This is a genomic window from Streptococcus parapneumoniae (genome assembly GCF_037076355.1).
GTDB lineage: Bacteria > Bacillota > Bacilli > Lactobacillales > Streptococcaceae > Streptococcus > Streptococcus parapneumoniae.
Window position 1 is genome coordinate 1,185,181 of the sequence record NZ_AP026968.1, and the last position, 16,126, is coordinate 1,201,306.

At 44.3% G+C, this 16,126-nt stretch carries 23 protein-coding genes and 2 pseudogenes; all 25 read right to left on the minus strand.

Annotated elements, in window-relative coordinates; all coding sequences use genetic code 11:
• Positions 1-264 precede the first annotated feature (264 nt).
• Positions 265-1,221 (minus strand): N-acetylmuramoyl-L-alanine amidase family protein, encoded by a 957-nt coding sequence (locus SP4011_RS06125; protein WP_338618258.1) that lies wholly within the window; start codon positions 1,219-1,221, stop codon positions 265-267.
• A complete protein-coding gene (locus tag SP4011_RS06130; RefSeq protein WP_338618260.1) occupies positions 1,221-1,556 on the minus strand; it encodes a phage holin in 336 nt (111 codons plus the stop codon). Before SP4011_RS06130 ends, SP4011_RS06125 begins: the two co-directional genes overlap by 1 nt.
• Before the next feature lie 14 nt (positions 1,557-1,570).
• Positions 1,571-2,440: a collagen-like protein gene (locus SP4011_RS06135; RefSeq protein ID WP_338618261.1), complete on the minus strand. Its 870-nt coding sequence runs from the start codon at positions 2,438-2,440 to the stop codon at positions 1,571-1,573.
• Positions 2,441-2,445: 5 nt separating this feature from the next.
• Complete coding sequence (locus SP4011_RS06140; RefSeq protein WP_338618262.1) at positions 2,446-2,778, minus strand: hypothetical protein; 333 nt, start codon at positions 2,776-2,778, stop codon at positions 2,446-2,448.
• A gap of 6 nt (positions 2,779-2,784) precedes the next feature.
• Complete coding sequence (locus SP4011_RS06145) at positions 2,785-3,261, minus strand: hypothetical protein (protein ID WP_338618263.1); 477 nt, start codon at positions 3,259-3,261, stop codon at positions 2,785-2,787.
• Positions 3,262-3,278: 17 nt separating this feature from the next.
• The gene (locus SP4011_RS06150) at positions 3,279-3,716 is read right to left on the minus strand and encodes a hypothetical protein (RefSeq protein ID WP_338618265.1); all 438 of its coding nucleotides are present in this window, start codon (positions 3,714-3,716) and stop codon (positions 3,279-3,281) included.
• A 10-nt stretch (positions 3,717-3,726) separates the two neighbouring features.
• Positions 3,727-3,879, minus strand: coding sequence for a hypothetical protein (locus SP4011_RS06155; protein ID WP_218757054.1), 153 nt, complete (start codon positions 3,877-3,879; stop codon positions 3,727-3,729).
• A complete protein-coding gene (locus SP4011_RS06160; RefSeq protein ID WP_338618267.1) occupies positions 3,872-4,468 on the minus strand; it encodes a hypothetical protein in 597 nt (198 codons plus the stop codon). Before SP4011_RS06160 ends, SP4011_RS06155 begins: the two co-directional genes overlap by 8 nt.
• Positions 4,465-4,671 carry a hypothetical protein gene (locus tag SP4011_RS06165; protein WP_338618269.1) on the minus strand — a complete coding sequence of 69 codons (207 nt, stop codon included), beginning with the start codon at positions 4,669-4,671 and terminating at the stop codon, positions 4,465-4,467. Before SP4011_RS06165 ends, SP4011_RS06160 begins: the two co-directional genes overlap by 4 nt.
• Positions 4,664-5,599, minus strand: a pseudogene (locus SP4011_RS06170) (tail fiber domain-containing protein); the annotation flags it as partial. The gene SP4011_RS06165 and the pseudogene SP4011_RS06170, both read right to left, overlap by 8 nt.
• Before the next feature lie 138 nt (positions 5,600-5,737).
• Positions 5,738-6,115: pseudogene (locus tag SP4011_RS06175) on the minus strand (gp58-like family protein); the annotation flags it as partial.
• A gap of 3 nt (positions 6,116-6,118) precedes the next feature.
• Positions 6,119-6,532 carry a hypothetical protein gene (locus SP4011_RS06180; protein ID WP_338618270.1) on the minus strand — a complete coding sequence of 138 codons (414 nt, stop codon included), beginning with the start codon at positions 6,530-6,532 and terminating at the stop codon, positions 6,119-6,121.
• Between the two features lie 8 nt (positions 6,533-6,540).
• Positions 6,541-7,137, minus strand: coding sequence for a phage upper tail fiber protein (locus SP4011_RS06185; RefSeq protein ID WP_338618273.1), 597 nt, complete (start codon positions 7,135-7,137; stop codon positions 6,541-6,543).
• Positions 7,134-8,945 (minus strand): pblB, encoded by a 1,812-nt coding sequence (locus tag SP4011_RS06190; protein ID WP_338618275.1) that lies wholly within the window; start codon positions 8,943-8,945, stop codon positions 7,134-7,136. Before SP4011_RS06190 ends, SP4011_RS06185 begins: the two co-directional genes overlap by 4 nt.
• Before the next feature lie 4 nt (positions 8,946-8,949).
• Positions 8,950-9,300 (minus strand): DUF6711 family protein, encoded by a 351-nt coding sequence (locus SP4011_RS06195; RefSeq protein ID WP_164226351.1) that lies wholly within the window; start codon positions 9,298-9,300, stop codon positions 8,950-8,952.
• An 8-nt stretch (positions 9,301-9,308) separates the two neighbouring features.
• Complete coding sequence (locus SP4011_RS06200) at positions 9,309-13,097, minus strand: hypothetical protein (protein ID WP_338618276.1); 3,789 nt, start codon at positions 13,095-13,097, stop codon at positions 9,309-9,311.
• A complete protein-coding gene (locus SP4011_RS06205) occupies positions 13,084-13,434 on the minus strand; it encodes a hypothetical protein (protein WP_164226349.1) in 351 nt (116 codons plus the stop codon). The genes SP4011_RS06200 and SP4011_RS06205 overlap by 14 nt, the downstream gene beginning before the upstream one ends.
• 38 nt (positions 13,435-13,472) lie before the next feature.
• Positions 13,473-13,853 (minus strand): DUF6096 family protein, encoded by a 381-nt coding sequence (locus tag SP4011_RS06210; protein WP_071208933.1) that lies wholly within the window; start codon positions 13,851-13,853, stop codon positions 13,473-13,475.
• Between the two features lie 4 nt (positions 13,854-13,857).
• Entirely contained in the window at positions 13,858-14,271 is a 414-nt protein-coding gene (locus tag SP4011_RS06215; protein ID WP_049515339.1) for a phage tail tube protein, read from the minus strand.
• A gap of 2 nt (positions 14,272-14,273) precedes the next feature.
• A complete protein-coding gene (locus SP4011_RS06220; RefSeq protein ID WP_050242960.1) occupies positions 14,274-14,642 on the minus strand; it encodes a hypothetical protein in 369 nt (122 codons plus the stop codon).
• The gene (locus SP4011_RS06225) at positions 14,639-15,154 is read right to left on the minus strand and encodes an HK97-gp10 family putative phage morphogenesis protein (RefSeq protein ID WP_262081561.1); all 516 of its coding nucleotides are present in this window, start codon (positions 15,152-15,154) and stop codon (positions 14,639-14,641) included. Before SP4011_RS06225 ends, SP4011_RS06220 begins: the two co-directional genes overlap by 4 nt.
• On the minus strand, positions 15,129-15,467 hold the full coding sequence (locus SP4011_RS06230; RefSeq protein WP_000478943.1) for a hypothetical protein: 339 nt from the start codon (positions 15,465-15,467) through the stop codon (positions 15,129-15,131). The genes SP4011_RS06225 and SP4011_RS06230 overlap by 26 nt, the downstream gene beginning before the upstream one ends.
• A complete protein-coding gene (locus SP4011_RS06235; RefSeq protein ID WP_000021220.1) occupies positions 15,448-15,759 on the minus strand; it encodes a phage head-tail connector protein in 312 nt (103 codons plus the stop codon). The genes SP4011_RS06230 and SP4011_RS06235 overlap by 20 nt, the downstream gene beginning before the upstream one ends.
• A 1-nt stretch (position 15,760) precedes the next feature.
• On the minus strand, positions 15,761-15,949 hold the full coding sequence (locus SP4011_RS06240) for a hypothetical protein (protein WP_000669345.1): 189 nt from the start codon (positions 15,947-15,949) through the stop codon (positions 15,761-15,763).
• Positions 15,939-16,121, minus strand: coding sequence for a Rho termination factor N-terminal domain-containing protein (locus SP4011_RS06245; protein ID WP_338618287.1), 183 nt, complete (start codon positions 16,119-16,121; stop codon positions 15,939-15,941). Before SP4011_RS06245 ends, SP4011_RS06240 begins: the two co-directional genes overlap by 11 nt.
• Positions 16,122-16,126 lie beyond the last annotated feature (5 nt).

The window sequence follows — 16,126 nt, forward strand, 5'->3', positions numbered from 1 at the left end:
CTTCGTATTCATTTTTACAATCATCTTTGCCCGTATAGTTGAGAAGGTTTCAATTTACTTCTAATAGTTTACAAAAGGATCAGTGACTCATTTCACTGTTTTTATTTTTAATAAAACACCTCTCTATTCTTCATGTAAACGCTTTTTTGGACAATAGGACTTCTATTTTGGTTTCTAATCGTTCAAAATGCGTCTTTTTGCAAAATAAAAAACCGCAAGCCTGAGCCTGCGGTGAAAGAACAATTTAGAAAGTTTCCTTTCTATTTATTTAACTGTAATCAAGCCTTCTGGCTCTACTGTGAATTCTGGCTTGTCTGCCATTGTTCCGTCTGCGTTGATGTAGTACCAGCCTGTTCCGTCTGCGGACTGGACGAAGGCATTTGATACCATGGCACCTTCTTTACCGTCAAGATAATACCAAGTCTCCTTGTACTTGACCCATCCTGTCTTCATAGCACCCTCTACGTCGAAATAATACCACTTCTCAGCGATTTTCTTCCAGCCTGTAGCCATTTCACCTGACTGGTCAAACCAGTACCAGTTGCTGTCTGTGTGCTTCTTCCAGCGGTCTGCAAGCATGTAGCCTGAGCCGTCAAAGTAGTACCAAGTGCCGTTGATTTTCTCAAACTTATCTTTTGGATAAGAGCCGTCTTCTTTAACGTACCAGTAGCCAGTATCGTTTTTCTTCCAGCCCGCTTCAACGCTCAAGCCGTTTTCAATATCCTGCTTGAACTGTTCGCGGCTAATGCCCCATTTGGCTAGATATGGATAAGGGTCAATGTGGTCTGAATGGTTGTCGGGTTGGTTATTGGTGCAGTATTCATGCGTTTTGATACCTGCCAAGTCGTCTGTATCAAGCGTTTTAGGCAAGCCTGCTTCATCTGCTAGATTGCGTAAGAGTTCGATATACAGACGGTAGTCAGCCATGAACTCTTCTGTAGTTGAATGGCTTTCAATCAATTCAACTGCTGCATAGCTTTCCGCATTCCAACCGCCCCCAACATCCCAAGAGCCGTTGTTTACAGGGCCTACTTGCATGACACGGCCATTCCCAACCACATGAGAGAAGAACCCAAGTTCAGGGTTCTTTCTATAGTGGTAGTCCACCTCATTCTGAGCTGTTGAGTTGCGGTTGCCTGTTGAGTGGGCGTGGACTTGTCTATAAGGTTGCACTCCGACTTGTGGCAAGCCTGTACGTAGTCTGCTTGTATCGATATCCATTACTCTTGTCCTTTCCATGCGTCATTCATCTGCTTGACGGCTGACTCCACAAAGGTGTCCAAGTCTTTGTCCGTCATGCTGATGTTGTATTTGGTTAGCTCTGCACGAATTTTAGCACGAGCCTGTGCCAGTTTTTCATCGCCCTTGTAGCCAGTTTCAGCAGCCACCTGCTCCACGGCATGAACTGCGTTCTTGGCTAGGATTTCAGCGATAATAACCGCTTTTTCTCCGCCTTTTCGCAAAAGATAATCTTTTACTGTTTTTACCATGCTGCCTGCGACTACCGCTAAAAAGCCTGTCGCAAAGGCAATGATGAGTTCGTTAAATTGTGTCATGTGTTTTTTCCTTTCTATTTTGGTTCATACACATCATAGATAGTATTGGGGTCTTTCGTTCTGATAGCTTCATATTGAGCCTTTGTACCAACCCAATATTTCAAGGCTTGCCCACCGTTTTGGTTGATGATGTTTTGGCCAGGCGCACCATCTGCTCCTCTAGGCCCTTGAATGCCCTGCAGTCCTTGTTGCCCTCTTTCGCCTTGGACACCCTGCGGACCACGTTCTCCTGCAGCGCCTCGTTCGCCATCGTTGATATTATCCAAATGAGTGAAAGCAGAGGCTTTTAAACCTCTGTAATTCACTTCAATACGGACTTCAAACCAGCCACCAGAGCGCTGAGTAGCGTTCCACTGACCAAATTTACCATTTGCATCAGGCGTTTGATTTCTCAAAACACCCCAGCTATTATTCCCAAAACCACGGTAGTAATAATCAAGAGTATAGCCACTCGTGACTGCTTCGCCATCGTAGAATACATCCGCAAACAGATTCAATTGGCTAGTAGAGCCATTCTTATAAGACCCCTCAATACGAACGCTGGCATTCAAACTATGCCCATTTTCCCCTTTTAAGCTTTCTCTCTGGCTGAAGGTCAGATTGTCAAATGATGGACGATTTTCCAAGGCGGAAATCCTAGCCTTGATGGGGATATCATTGTATAACTCCCATTTTTGAGCGTAAGTAGACAAGTCTTGGTGGGAGGTCAAGTAGCCTTTCTCTTCCAGCTCCGCTTTTGTAACAAGGGTTTCTGGATTGACTCTCGGTCTACTCTCAAGGGTGTCCAGTCTTTTCTTAACCTCCCTATCCTTTAGCTCTGAGTCTTCTTTGATCGCCTTGACATCCTCGCCGATTGCTCTTGCTAGATTTTCAAGGTTATTCATAGACTTCACGCTTTCGCTGCGTTATAAGTCGCTACCAAATCAAGATCGGCAATCTGGTCTACACGTCCGCTGACTTCAGTTACTTTGCCAAGAAGTGCGCTATTTTCATCTTGTCCCATGCTCGTGATTTTTTCCGCGATTTCTTTCAAGGTATCAAGGTTCTCAGGCGTTCCTTCACCCAAGATTTCAGCCTTAACCTCGGATTTAGCTTGAGTAACTGCCTGTGAGATAGCTTGATTCATTGCTGAAGTCTCCACTTTAGTGCTGACGCTTTGCTTCACTTCCTTGATATCTGCTCCTACTGCTTGTGCAAATGCTGTTAATTTTGTAGTATCCATTTTGTGTTACACCTTTCCTAAATTGTAATAAAAGAGTAGGTCTGGCAATTCCTGACCTACTGGGCTCTCGCCTACAGTTCTACCTGCAAGCTGTTTTTCGACTTCTTTTGCGATGTCCAGCTCCTTTAAAGCATGGACTTCTTCTGTGACCAATTCCTTATCTGAGGCAACTATCTGGATATGGACAGATTTATCACTGGGGAAAACATAGCCTCCAGCCGTGATTTCCAAGCGATAGCTCCCAATCGGCAAGATAGCGTCCAGATGAAAACTCACACCTTGACTGGTAACAGCTACCTGCTTCTTCCACTGGTAGCCCTCCTTGGTCAGACTGATCAGCGCCTCCTCCCCTTCCAGAGAGGAAATCACTTGGTAGTCCTCGTCTAAGAGGGCAAAACCAAAGGTAGAAGCCAAGTCCCCTTGTTTAATCAGGTGACCTCCGTCAATCTGTACGAGATTGGTCATATTGAGATTACAGACCATTCTGCACCTCTTTCTATCTAATCATCTACTAAGATGTCTTCCTTAATCTCCAATTTTTCAAAATCGTTGAATAAGCGGTCTATGTAGCCATTACCTCCTAAAGCCTTGTAGCTTTTGTGCAGACTTTCCACTAGGGAAAATTCGTCTTTTGAAGTGAACCCTCTACGAATAGCCCGTCGCATATCACGGTCAAGGCGCAACTTCATGGTATTTAGATGCGCCTCGTCGTGTACTTTCAACTTCTCTTGTACTTCATCGATTTTGGAATTGCTATCTTTAGCGGTAGTCTGGACATCTTTAATCTGTTTCTTGACATCGGTTAGTTCCGAGACGATTTTATCTGTTTCTTCCTTGGCTTTTTTCGGTAACCGATAGCTTATCCAAGCAATGATTGTTGGAGTTAGCACTGGCATTACGCTAGTGAAAAAGTGTTCTATTTTCTCAAAGACATCCATAAGCACCTCGCTAGCCTGCCAGATGGCTCAGACCACGTCGCTTCAATTCCTTGCGCACACGGTCTTTCCAGCGTTTATGTACCCATGAAAAGTCAACTGCTCCACGTTCCAGTAGGTTGATGTACATATCGATTTTTGCTTGGTCTAGTGTAATCTTACTCATCGTTGCTACCTCCATTGTCTTCACTAGGGCTCTCTTGGTTTGTCGTTTCAGAAATGTCATCTTCTTTCTCGCTTTCTTTGTTATCTTCTACCGCTGGGGTTGGTTGTGCAGGCGCTTCTGCTACTGGTTGTTCAGTAGTTGGCTGCGCTGGGGCTGGTTCTGCCTCTTCAGCTTGGTTTTCTGTCTCCGTAACCTGAGGGGCGTTCTCTTCTGCCTCCTCTTTCTCCCCCTGGTCAGGCTCTCCTTGAGCTTCCAGCTCTTCCAATCGCGCTAAGATATCCTCAATATCCTGAGCATTCTGGAGATTGACCTTCTGCATACCATCCATGAGCTGATTGGCTCTCTCCAGCGCTTCCGTCGTTTTAGCCCATTGTTCTTGGTTCTTGACAATGGCACTAGTCGGGTCAAGTTCGGTGCGAACCAATTCTAAAACCGCTTGGATAAGGGCGTCCTCACTATCCTGTGTATGGTCACCTAGCAATTCGCACTGCTCATAAGAATAGCGCCCCTTGTTTTCCATCTTGATGGCGACAACTGTTACATTTTCCCCACCTTTCAAGTAGGGCTTGATTGCAAGTTCATAGCTCATTTGTTACTTCCTTTCATTTTTGCTTGCATTTCGTCAAATAGTTCTTTGAGGGCTGGTTCATATTCCAGCACGGCTTTAAAGCCCCGTAATTCAGCTAAAGCCAGCGTATAGTGCGCTTCTAAATGCGCACGATTCAATTCGCCTTCAGCCAAGCGGTTAGCGAGCGACTCAGCGACTAGCTTGTCGATTGTGTTATTATCCATGTGTGTTCTCCATTTCTTTGATTTTCTGGTCTAGTTCTTGGACAGCCTTCAGCAAGTAGGGTATGAATTTCGAATAGTTGATAGACAGATAAGATGTTACCTCATCTGTTTCAACTGCATGAGGGACTACCTCTTGTACTTCCTGCGCAATCAAACCAACCTCTTCATGTTTCTGGCTCTCGATAAAATCAAAAGAGACCATGTTCAATGCTTGGATTTTATCCAAGGCATTAACTGGACTCTCTTTAATATTTTCTTTCAAGCGCCTATCTGAACTCGAAGTAATACCTGCATAGCCTCTCCATTTTGCTGTAGTGATTTGATTCCACCAGACGACGGCATTCTCTCCTCCAGCTGGGTTTGATCCAGCACCATAAATATCTGCATTTCCTGTCCAGATACCTTTATTAGCATTAATCTTGCTATAGAAATTAACGTTTGTAGAGCCAGAAAAGTCAACATTCCCATAAAAACTAACTGTATTCTTACAATACATCTGCCCATCTGTGTCCACATGCCAGGAGTTCGGTCCAGCTTGGTTCCAGTTATCGCCCCAATTAGCCCAAAAAGCTGTCTTAGTACCATAACCAGCACCATTACCCATACCGACCGAGAATTGATTCACTCCAGAAATCCAGCGACCGCCTCCATTATCAAACTGACCCAAGGTAAAACCTCCAATTTCACCTTGATAGGCTTGTAAGAAGGTTGAACTAGACACAACAGATTCAATCTTGGTTGTGAAGATTTGCTTGGAGGTCAGCTTGTCAATCAAGGCATCTCTAGCGGTCAGGTTCCGAATCAGGGCATCGTCTACGCTGATTTTATCCCCTGTGATGGCACCTGCTTGTATATGGTCAGCAGTGACAGAACCAGCGGCCATCTTCCTAGCTGTTACAGCACCATCTACCAACATATCTGACTGTACTCGAACGTGTGGAGCGATGATATCCACACCTCTAGGGCTTGCGGAAATGGTAGAGGCTAACTGCTCACCAGTTAGAGTAGTAGCGCCGATAGTAACACCTTCTGGCGTAACTTGTACCCTAGCACTGTTAGCAGCATCTCGCACTTCCTGCCTGATTTCTTTAGCAGTCTGAGCGATGGCGCTCTTAACATTCGTATCAAAGAATTGGGTCAGCGCCCCTTGGTTATTCTGCTGGATTTTGCCCCACAGGGTGCTGTTTGGGTCTCTCAATTCCAGTTCAATAGAACGCATATCCTTGAAGAGACCTGACAGGGTACGTTGCGTTACAGTAGGCTCCACGAAGCTAGTCGGGAAATCCCCCTGCTCCAGCTGAATATCCGTCAGCACCGTGTCACCCACACAGCCCATATGATGGAGTTTCAGCAGTTCATCTCGTGTCCGTGGCTGAAATACCTTATAATACCGTCCGTTATGCTCAAGAGCAGGCGAACGAACGTTTTGAATAGTAATATCCATGTGTTAGTCTCCTATTTTTCTATAGAATGGAATGTCTATATAAGTGTATTCTTGAGGTTCAGTGCCACCTGCTGGAACCCAGTTGTAGTAACCGTAAACATAATCGCTATTTTTTTCAAAAGATAGTTTTGCTAAAAAGCCAACAAAATTTGATAGTGCTGTTTTCACGACTGTTTTTACGAATGGATATTTCAGTCCATGTTCTCTTGATTTTAAATAATAAATACCATTCACCAAAGCATCGGAAGTGTCAAGATCTCTAAAATAAACAGTAATAGTTTTTTCATACTCGTTTTTTACCATGGAACAAGAAAATGTCCCAACTAATTCAAAACGAACTTTCTCCCAAACAAGCCTATCACCTACATACCGCTGGATGATTTCCTTGCCACCCACGTAAATTCCTTCTCTAGCCATACTACCTCCTACGTACTACTGTAGATATCATAGATAGTATTACTATCCTTGTTAGGAATCGCGTCATATTGAGACCTTGTGCCAGCCCAATATTTCAGCGCTTGTCCACCATTCTGATTGATGATGTTCTGACCAGGCGCTCCAGCTGGCCCCACTGGGCCACGTTCTCCTGTGGCACCTCTCGCGCCTGCTGGACCTGTGTTTCCTTGAGGTCCTCGTTGACCTTCTGGGCCTCTCGGCCCTACTGCGCCTGCTGGGCCTGTTAGGCCTGCCGGACCTCTCGCACCCTGTGGGCCTGTTGGGCCTGCCGGACCCTGTGGGCCTTGTGCACCTTTTAAGCCCTCCCTCTGTTGACTCGTCAGGTTCTCGAACCGCATAACACCGTCCGCTCCTCGTGGTCCTGTTTCCCCACGTTCTCCACGATCACCTTTTGGTCCCGTCAGATATTGAAGAGCTGAGAATCGGTCACGGCCATTTCCGACCTTGACCTTACCTGTGTCGCTCTCTATACCTAACTCTCCATCAAGTAAGACCAGAGTGCTACTTGCCCAGTCACTCGCTGACATACGCTTGTGTTGAACCCTTACTGGGATTGTCTCTGTCATGTTCTACCTCCATCAAAAATAAAAGTTGGACTCTCACTCCAACTTCCCTCATATCTAGCATGTTGCCCATCAGCAACCGTCTTATAGACTGGCGCTAGTTCAATCCGTCTTGTCTGATTGTCAATCGTCACAGACTGCTCTACATTCTGATACCAGTCCCCTGAGAAGGTCAGTCGATAGGCACCGTAGTAGACCGCTAAGACCTGCTCCTCTTTCTGGACAAGGTCTTTATCAATCGCTGGCATGACCTCATTGGCAGGTGCTAAATGGACGTGTCCACCATAAAATGGATTCTTATTGACTACCACAGTCACATCTGTCTTACCGTAAGGCGTACAGGTTGCTGACCAGCTGATGACGTACTGTTTGCCGACCTCAAAACCGTCTCCATTATGACCGACCTCTACAAAATCCGTTCCATAGCTGATTTTCTTAGCCGTCCCACCATTCAAACGGTTCTTGTTGTACTGAGTAGTCCCGTCACCACCAATCAAGCTCGCATTGACCCTTGCAGTCTCGCTGACCTGTTCCAGTTTCTTGCTTAATTCAGCGATTGAGTCCGCATCACTCATCAGTTCTTCACGGATACGCTTCACGAACTCAGGACGCTCTTTCTCTATCTCCTCATGGATTTTAGCGCCCATTTCTTCGGCATTTGCTTTGTATTTTTCGATTGCATCATCAATCACTTTTTTACGTTTCTCAAACTCTGCTTCAAAGGCTGCGTCTGCTGCTTCTATCTGTGCTTGGATTTTCGCTTCAATGCCATCTTGTTGCTTAATCTGCTTGGTAATCGTACCCTCGTAAGAATACTGAGTATCGTTTCCAGCCTTACTATCTGCACTGATACGACCTCTCAGACCGCCTTTAAAAGTAAAGCTCTGACTTAACACAGGAACTTTAAAGGTTTCTTTCTTGTTGGTCTGAATGGTTACCCACTGCCCAACCTCAAGTAACAAATGTCCTTGGTAGTTGAGATTATAAGGGTAGTAAGTCAGGTTTTTCAACTTGTAATACAGGTCATTTAAAGCGCTCTGGGTCATGAAGACATTGTCCATTTCCAAAGACCGACCTGTCTTCATACCGACTGTCAGAGACTTCTTATCTGTCTTACAAGTGATACCAGCTATCTGATACTCAATCTCACTCTTGGTCAAGCCATGTAAGAAGTAACTGTCAGCGTTGATCGTGATATTTGACTCAGTTAAATCACGGATTTCCATCTTACCTTCTCGGTTGAAGAAGCAAGACATCCCAATCATCTGAGTCATAGCACTCAGCATATCCCTAAAGGAAAGTTTCTTACCTTCAGGAACTTGCTCGACATGGTAACGCATAGCACTGATTCCGAAATAGTCATTCGCTAACTCAATGCCCGTTTTTAGGCAGATTTCCTGAATAACCTCTCGTACCTCAGCCGGAAAATGCAAGTCCGTCACATACTCACGATTGAGCTTAAACATACCGTCCATGAGCTCCAGCGTGGTAGTGTTTCGGTTTCGGTCAATCTCAATATCGTTGATGAAGTATTCCCCCATCTTGACCCACTGGTAGGTATCCCCAACAAGTAGACCAATCTCAGGGTGTAGAATATCCAGCTTATTGAACGTGGTAATGATACTGGTAAAGGTAATCTTACCGCTACCAGCACACGTTCCACCGGGCTTGTATGTATCACCTTTGATGTAGCCATACTCAAAGCTAGCCTCTTTGATATCTCGTGAAGCATAGTCTCCAACACGGATAGCCAGCGTCCTTTCCTTGGCAAACATGGCTCTGTCAAATTGTCGTCTAGTTAAAGCGTCCATTTTCTTACCTCTCTACCAGATTAAATTTAGCGCCAGACCAAGGTTTGAACTTCTCAGTAAAGGTATAGCTTGGAGCTGTCCTATCACCGACGTAGAAAGTCCCAGTTGTCTGACCTTTAACGGGGTCAGGGTAGGAAACCTCAAAAAAGACTGCTGACACGGCATTTAAAAGCTGACTCATTTCTTCTTGAGTCATCATACCCCATTCACAGTCTAACTTACGCTTAGTCGTAATACGGTCACGCACCATATCGCCATTGGCATTACGCCCTGTTTCTCCATCGATATCTTGAATACCGACCTGAAAAGATTTGGGAGGCTTCACAGCCACCCCATTGATTGTCAATTGTGCCATTTAACCTCCTAAATCTTGAGCAAGGTTTGACCTGCTCGTTCATGTTCCTTGTTGATTTCTTGGATGGCTACCCGTCCGAACTCATGTCCTGCGATTTGGATAACGATGTCGCCGTCACCAGAAAATCCACCTTGTGGACTTACACCAGCCATGGCATTTACTACCGCACTGCTGACAACTCGCCCAAGTGTTTGGATAAATCCTGTATTTTCAAGTGGTACGACCGCCTCTTTACCTGCTTCACCAATCATGGCAATAGTTGGACTATCAACGATACCACCACGGGCAAGACGAGGGAGGCTAACTGAGCTTACACTTCCAATCCATCCCAAACCAGGCAAGTTTCTGACAACATCTAAAACACCATTAATCATTCCGATGAAGCCATTGACTACATTTTCAATCGTTCCAAGAACCGCATTGACAGCACTCTTAAACGCTCCACCTACTGCCTCACCGACCATCTGACCAGCGTTTACGAAGATACTTTTAACAGTATCCCAAACACCTTTAAAGAAGTCACCGATAGAACTGAAAGCATCTTTTACAGCGTTGTAAGCATTAGTGAACATCTCACCAAACCAGTTTGAAACACTGGATAACGCATTAGTCACATCTGCCCATCTCTCGCCAAACCATGAACCTAGTTTGCTAAAGATGTTTGTTAGACCAGTCCATGCTTTTTGGAACATATCCGTAAACCATGCTCCAATATTAGCCAAAGCATTAGTCACATCTGCCCAACGTTGTCCGAACCATGAGCCGATTGGTGTGAAGATATTAACGATAGCATCCCATGCACCTTGGAATACACCAGAAAACCACTCTCCGATACCAGAGAATATGTTTACAATGGCGTCCCATGCTTGCTGGAATTTCTCGCCAAACCATTGACCTATCGGCTCAAAGATTTCTTGTAGTTTCGTCCATAGACCGCTGAAAAATTCGCCAATCGCTTGACAAATACCACTGATAAAATCACACAGTCCTTGCCATGCAGTTTTAGCGAACTCGACAACAGTATCCCAGTTTTGGTAGAGCAAGACACCGATAGCAATCAAAGCTGCAATAGCAGCAATAACTAAGGTTATCGGGCTGGTCAATACCGCAATAGCTCCATTGAGCGCCCATGTTGCGGCTGCTGCAACTCCTGCTGCAACCGATTGAGCGATTTCTGCGGCTGCTGCAAGTCCCATTTGTGCTGCATGAACACCCCACGCTAGTGCTGATTTACCAAGTTCTAAAGCAGTTTTTCCTAGCTGTGCAATTGTTTTACCTGAATTGACCACAAAATCTTTTGCATATAAGGTATTCAAATACACGCTTTCTGCAAAATCTTTTATCTTATCAACTGTTAATCCTTTTACCGCACTAACTAAATCAGTGAAAGCTCCACTTAATTTACCAATTCCTGCTGCAAGACCACCAGCCTGCTCAGCCCAAGACATGAATTTAATACCTTCCCAAGCTGTCGATACCAGACCGATTGCAGTGGCCATGGCTGAAACTATCTCTCGGTTATCCTTGCACCAATCGGAAAAAGCAACGAAAGCATCGCTAACGACTTTTACTGTATCAGCTAGAATTTTTAAAGCCTCTAAAATAGCTCCGCCTAGCACATCGGCAACTTCACCAATGCTGATACCGAATGTATCGGCTAAGAACTCAGCAAAAGGTTGCATATTATCTTCCCAGACTTGTTTGAGAACATCAACCAGTCCTCCAAAAGCTTGACTTAAAGAATCAATAGCTGGACCGATATGATTGTTATAGACATCTTCAAATCCATCAGAGAATCTTTGAAGTGCTGGAGTAACATTGTTGTCAAAACTGTCTAAAAAGACTGATACAATTTGAGAAATACCGCTAGAAAGAGTTGTTATAAATGGGCTAACATGCTCATCATACACACGGCTAAACGCATCTCCAAAACGGTTCACTGCTTTCTCTATTGTTTCGAATACTGGAGCAATCGCATCTAAAGCTCCCTGTAAGGAACTTGATAATTTCGGAGCGTTATCTGTCACAATGCGTTCTAAGCCCTTGAATAAATCACCACCAAGTTTGCTTCCAATCTCAACAGCTTTTGAACTCAAACTCAAAAATGTTGACACAATAGCACTACCTATACGAACCGCACCAGTTGAAGTAATGACGTCGTAGAAAGCACTAGAAAAGGCCTGAGCGATGTTTCCTACTGCCTCTGCAATGTTACCAATATTATCAAACAAAGCGACTAGCGCTCTGGTAATGCGTTCTTTTTGCCTTCCAAGACCATTTGCAATACTTTCGGCAAGGAAAACACCGATACCTAGACCGATAGTAGCTATTGAGCCTGTCACTTGCCCTAAAGCATAAGCGATTTTCTCAGCCATTCGGTTAAAGGCATTCACAACTCTTGGATCAGTGGCGATTTCTCCCATTGTCTTAGCTATTTGGTCTAAGGCGGTCTTAATGCGTTCAATACCTTCTGGTCTAAAGGCTGCATCAAAACCTTTTTTGAAGAGGTCAAACAACCCTTTCAACTTATCCCCAAGACCATCGAAAATGCTCTTGAACTGGTTGTCCATGTCGGTCAACTCGACTTCTGGCAAGATGTCTTTGAAAGGTCCGCCACCGCCTCCCTTTCCTTTACCACCTCCGCCTCCTCCTCCAGAACCGCCTGCGTCATCGTCTTTTGGTTTTTGCAAGATGTTAATCTCATCAAATCCCATTAGACCAAGCAATTCTTTGGCGGCCTTCTTAGCGTTTTTGGCCGAGTCTCCAAGATTATCAGCAAGTCCTCCTGCTGAATCTCCAGCGTCATCTACTGCGTCAGCAAGGTCTCCTGCTCCGCCTGCAGCGTCTTTCATGGCGTTACCCATGTCTCCAACTGCTCCACCGACACCATCTTTCACTGTTGCTTTCTTGTTGAACATCAAAGCGATAAACTCAGCTAGTTTTGCCGTAACGTTCTTCAAAACCATAGCAAAAGAGTTCAAGACAGGCATAATGGCATTGATAATCGGTAACATAGAGTTACCAAGGTTCAATGCTGCGTCCTTCATCAGCGACTTAAACAGGCTGATACTACCGTTGACTGAGTTGGATAAGGTATCTCCATACTTGGCTGTAGCCTGTTCCAGAATAGCCATAAGGCGGATTTGTTGCTGGGTTTGGTAATCCAACTGTTGCCAGCTTTGTCCGTTTGCGAACTTCTTGAAGGCTTCAGTGGACTCAATCATAGCTACATTGACGTTGATTCCTAGGTCTTCTATCGCTTCCGTGTTCCCTAGTAAACCTGAGCGAATCCGCTCCATAACGTCTGTAATCGTGCGCCCTGAACCTTCAGCAACAACTGCCGATGTCTGCAACATCTTAGCAGTATAGGCGCTTAGCTTGTTGGTATCTTTTATAAATCCAGAAAATAAGTTTGAGTAGACTGCACCGTAGTTGGTCGCCTCACCCACACCCATGTTCATAGCGTTGGCGTTATCGTTAACCCATTTTAAGAAAGATTGCGAACTCTCGCCCATCTGTCGCTTGATTTGGTTCATAGACGCTGCTACTTCAAGAGCCGTCTGCGTTGAATACATCCCAACATCAAGCAATTTCTTACCAAGGATTGCAAAACCAGCGAACTTAGCTAGCTTGCCAAACGCACTACCGATTGAGCTCGACTGTTCACGAACTTTAGCAGTGGCATTCTTCACTTGGTCAGATGTCCCCTTGACCTGATTCTCGACTTCTTTCATCTTCTTCCTGAAAGGCGCTATCTCAGCGTCAATCATGACCTTCAATTCATCAAGAGTTGCCATTTACTTCCTCCTTCCTTTTTCGATTGTGTCTCTCTGCAAAATCACGCATCCGTTCCTTATGCAACAAAAACGCTTGTCTCTGCCGTTCCTGTTCTACCGCTTGTTGCTCTTCTACAAACAACTCAGGCGCATATTCCCAGAACTCAAAGACCTTGGCATCTTTGGATAACAATAAGGAAATGTGGTTGGATATCATCTGCGAAAGTATGTACGAGTCAATAATCTTTTCTTTACGCTCTTGGATTTTGACACGGTTGTAGCTTTCAATCATTTCCCTGATTTCAAGCACCGTTAAATCCCAAAAATCAAGAGGCTTACCCCCGATGTCCAAAAACATAGGATAAAGCCTCTCAATAATCTGCGTTACCGTTAAGATTACTCGACTACTGTCATTTTCTTCTTGGAAGTTTTCTTGCCCTTGCTTCCTCGTGGAGTAAAACCCGACACTTCAAAGAGTGGCATTAAAACCTCTGTCATGAAGGTTGTTTGGTCTCCACCATTATCCACGTATTCATCGTATAGATCGTAGACATCCTCAAAGGAATACCCATGTTCATACTGCTGCAAGGCTCCATGAACTAACAACAACATAACTTTCAAAGGCGGTAAAGTGAATTCTTCACCAGCTTCAGGCATAAAAATCTTTAACAAGTTCATGCCGATTTTTTCTTCCACAGTTGCAGCTTGATGAGATGTCAAACGTAGCTTCAACTCTTTTTCATCAGTAACTTTCCAAGTTGTGTATTTTAACGCCATTTAATTAACCTCCAAGACCGTCTACAAATTCCAACTCTGACTGCAAAGCAATTTTAAGGGTGAACTCGATAACGGCATTGACACCGCCACCACCAAGCTTAACAGATACTTGACCTTCAAAATGAACTTTAGTGTTGTCTGGGTAAGTTTGTTCAAAGAAGAGTTTCGTCTTGTTGTCTGCCGCTTTACGCAATACGCGATAAGGTGCGGTTTCTCCGTCGTTCTTATAAGCGAATTTGTACTCCAATTCCCCTGCGTCGCCAATACCGAATTCATACTTTTTAACTTTGTCTTCAAGAGTAGTGTTCTCTACTTTTTCAGGCTCAATACCAAACTCTGGTACTTCTTTCAACCCAGCAAGTTTAGTATAAGTTCCTTTAGCTGTACCATAAGCTAACGTAATTCCATTTGCTAACATGTTTAATTCTCCATTCTAAATTGAAAAACAAGCTCTGAGTGTAAGTCAACAACACCTTCAAAACGCATGACCTTATGTCTCAAATGTGACGGGTCTGGTACGTCTTGGCAGTCGGTTCTTCGCAAACCTAAAGACTCAAAAATCTGATTGATTTTAACAGCTAACTCACTAGTGCTGGTATCATCAAAGATATCCACCTTGTAGCGGATAGATGATTTTTGTTCCTGGTCGTCAAACCACTCTCCGGGCTTGTTTTGTTCTTCCAAAAAAATAACGACTGGAAAAGTCTCCCAATCGCTAGGATAAGTATCAGTCACATTATCTGCGACCTTTTGCAATTCTTTATAAATAACAGGCTTGATATTGATCATTTTATTTGTTCTCTTATCTTTCTACGCACATAATTCGAAATATTCTTAGACACACGCTCTTGATTGTCTCTCAAAGCTGGATAAAGATAAGGCTGTGCAGGTTGACCATACATCTTGTAGAACTCCCCAATCTTTTGAAAGTGGTAAGGCCCTACATTGATTTGGTCTTCATGCACATACCAAGGATTAGACTTGTAAGTCACGCTGACTTCTGGAGAGATACCAGAATGGCTAGCCTGACCCTTAGGTCCCGTTCCAAACTCAACGTAAGGAGCGTATTTAAGGTTGGTGTAAACTTCGCCTATAGCCTTATCTCCGTCCATTTTTGCTCTAGTTTTGATACTAATTATAAGTTCTCCATCTCTCGCTGGTGCGAGTCTTCTTGCATCAGCTTGGACAACCTTTATAGCAGCATTGTGTACCGCACGTAAGACGATATCCTCGCCAGTTTTTTTACTAGCCAATCGTCTACATTTAGCTATAAGTCTATCTGCCCCTAGTAGCTCTGACACGCTCTAACTCCAAAACTTGATGATGTGTGTAGACCTTTTTAGAAATAACCCTGTGAGTCACTTCTGTCTGGCTATCGATACACACACCATCTTTCACTTTGATAGTAGCTGACTTGTTGGCATTTGCGTTCAAAATGTCGTTGACACGCTCGCCATACAATTCAGATTGTAGCTTACTACTAGCTGGCCACAATTCAAGACGGACTGTCTCAGCTTCCTTGGCATATCCTTCTTTTGCGACACCCTCCTCAGTGACAGTCTTTTCAAACCGTCGCATTGGATAAGGTTTCAGTCTACTCTGCTTCAAAAACATGACCTGCCACCCTTGCTAGTCTGTGCATGCGTATACGCTGTAAAAGACCCGTAGACAGGCCGTTTTCTCCGTAGACTACTGCTATGCCACCTTCGGTTCTAGAATGCTCTCCTTCCGCTCCTGAGCGGTTGTGGAGCTCGATAGCAACCTCAGGTATTAAGAGACTTAAAGCAGGTGTCAAAGATGTGCGATTAGTCTCTGACAAGATAAGATTTGTAGCCCTCGTTTGGAGCAACATGAGAAGCTGAGTATCTTCTTCGCCTGTTAATTTCTTCAGCAACTCTATAGACATATCAATCCTCTTCTAAGAACTCAGGTTCAGGGAGGATTTCCTCAAGAACATCTGAGATAGCGACACCGTTACTGGCGAAATTGTCCGCCAGCTCAGCATAGCGCTCCTCAGTAATCTCAAGTTCCTCTCCTGCCAGTCGTTTCACATTTGATTCCCAATCATAGAAATCTTGTTTGATTTTAAATTTCACTTTTTAAATCCTCCAACACCTCTATAATTTCGGCTTTTGATAACTTATAGGCACCAGTTATGCCAGCTTCCTTAGCTAGATTCTTCAACTCTTCTAAAGTCTTATTCTCTAAATCAGAATACTGGCTAGCCTGCTCCTCTTGGATATAATGACGTCGTAGCAATAAGCTCATATCGT

Coding starts and splice junctions, on each gene's coding strand:
- SP4011_RS06125 (WP_338618258.1), bottom strand. CDS start 1,221: ATGGATATCGATACAAGCAGACTACGTACAGGCTTGCCACAAGTCGGA.
- SP4011_RS06130 (WP_338618260.1), bottom strand. CDS start 1,556: ATGACACAATTTAACGAACTCATCATTGCCTTTGCGACAGGCTTTTTA.
- SP4011_RS06135 (WP_338618261.1), bottom strand. CDS start 2,440: ATGAATAACCTTGAAAATCTAGCAAGAGCAATCGGCGAGGATGTCAAG.
- SP4011_RS06140 (WP_338618262.1), bottom strand. CDS start 2,778: ATGGATACTACAAAATTAACAGCATTTGCACAAGCAGTAGGAGCAGAT.
- SP4011_RS06145 (WP_338618263.1), bottom strand. CDS start 3,261: ATGGTCTGTAATCTCAATATGACCAATCTCGTACAGATTGACGGAGGT.
- SP4011_RS06150 (WP_338618265.1), bottom strand. CDS start 3,716: ATGGATGTCTTTGAGAAAATAGAACACTTTTTCACTAGCGTAATGCCA.
- SP4011_RS06155 (WP_218757054.1), bottom strand. CDS start 3,879: ATGAGTAAGATTACACTAGACCAAGCAAAAATCGATATGTACATCAAC.
- SP4011_RS06160 (WP_338618267.1), bottom strand. CDS start 4,468: ATGAGCTATGAACTTGCAATCAAGCCCTACTTGAAAGGTGGGGAAAAT.
- SP4011_RS06165 (WP_338618269.1), bottom strand. CDS start 4,671: ATGGATAATAACACAATCGACAAGCTAGTCGCTGAGTCGCTCGCTAAC.
- SP4011_RS06180 (WP_338618270.1), bottom strand. CDS start 6,532: ATGGCTAGAGAAGGAATTTACGTGGGTGGCAAGGAAATCATCCAGCGG.
- SP4011_RS06185 (WP_338618273.1), bottom strand. CDS start 7,137: ATGACAGAGACAATCCCAGTAAGGGTTCAACACAAGCGTATGTCAGCG.
- SP4011_RS06190 (WP_338618275.1), bottom strand. CDS start 8,945: ATGGACGCTTTAACTAGACGACAATTTGACAGAGCCATGTTTGCCAAG.
- SP4011_RS06195 (WP_164226351.1), bottom strand. CDS start 9,300: ATGGCACAATTGACAATCAATGGGGTGGCTGTGAAGCCTCCCAAATCT.
- SP4011_RS06200 (WP_338618276.1), bottom strand. CDS start 13,097: ATGGCAACTCTTGATGAATTGAAGGTCATGATTGACGCTGAGATAGCG.
- SP4011_RS06205 (WP_164226349.1), bottom strand. CDS start 13,434: ATGTTTTTGGACATCGGGGGTAAGCCTCTTGATTTTTGGGATTTAACG.
- SP4011_RS06210 (WP_071208933.1), bottom strand. CDS start 13,853: ATGGCGTTAAAATACACAACTTGGAAAGTTACTGATGAAAAAGAGTTG.
- SP4011_RS06215 (WP_049515339.1), bottom strand. CDS start 14,271: ATGTTAGCAAATGGAATTACGTTAGCTTATGGTACAGCTAAAGGAACT.
- SP4011_RS06220 (WP_050242960.1), bottom strand. CDS start 14,642: ATGATCAATATCAAGCCTGTTATTTATAAAGAATTGCAAAAGGTCGCA.
- SP4011_RS06230 (WP_000478943.1), bottom strand. CDS start 15,467: ATGTTTTTGAAGCAGAGTAGACTGAAACCTTATCCAATGCGACGGTTT.
- SP4011_RS06235 (WP_000021220.1), bottom strand. CDS start 15,759: ATGTCTATAGAGTTGCTGAAGAAATTAACAGGCGAAGAAGATACTCAG.
- SP4011_RS06245 (WP_338618287.1), bottom strand. CDS start 16,121: ATGAGCTTATTGCTACGACGTCATTATATCCAAGAGGAGCAGGCTAGC.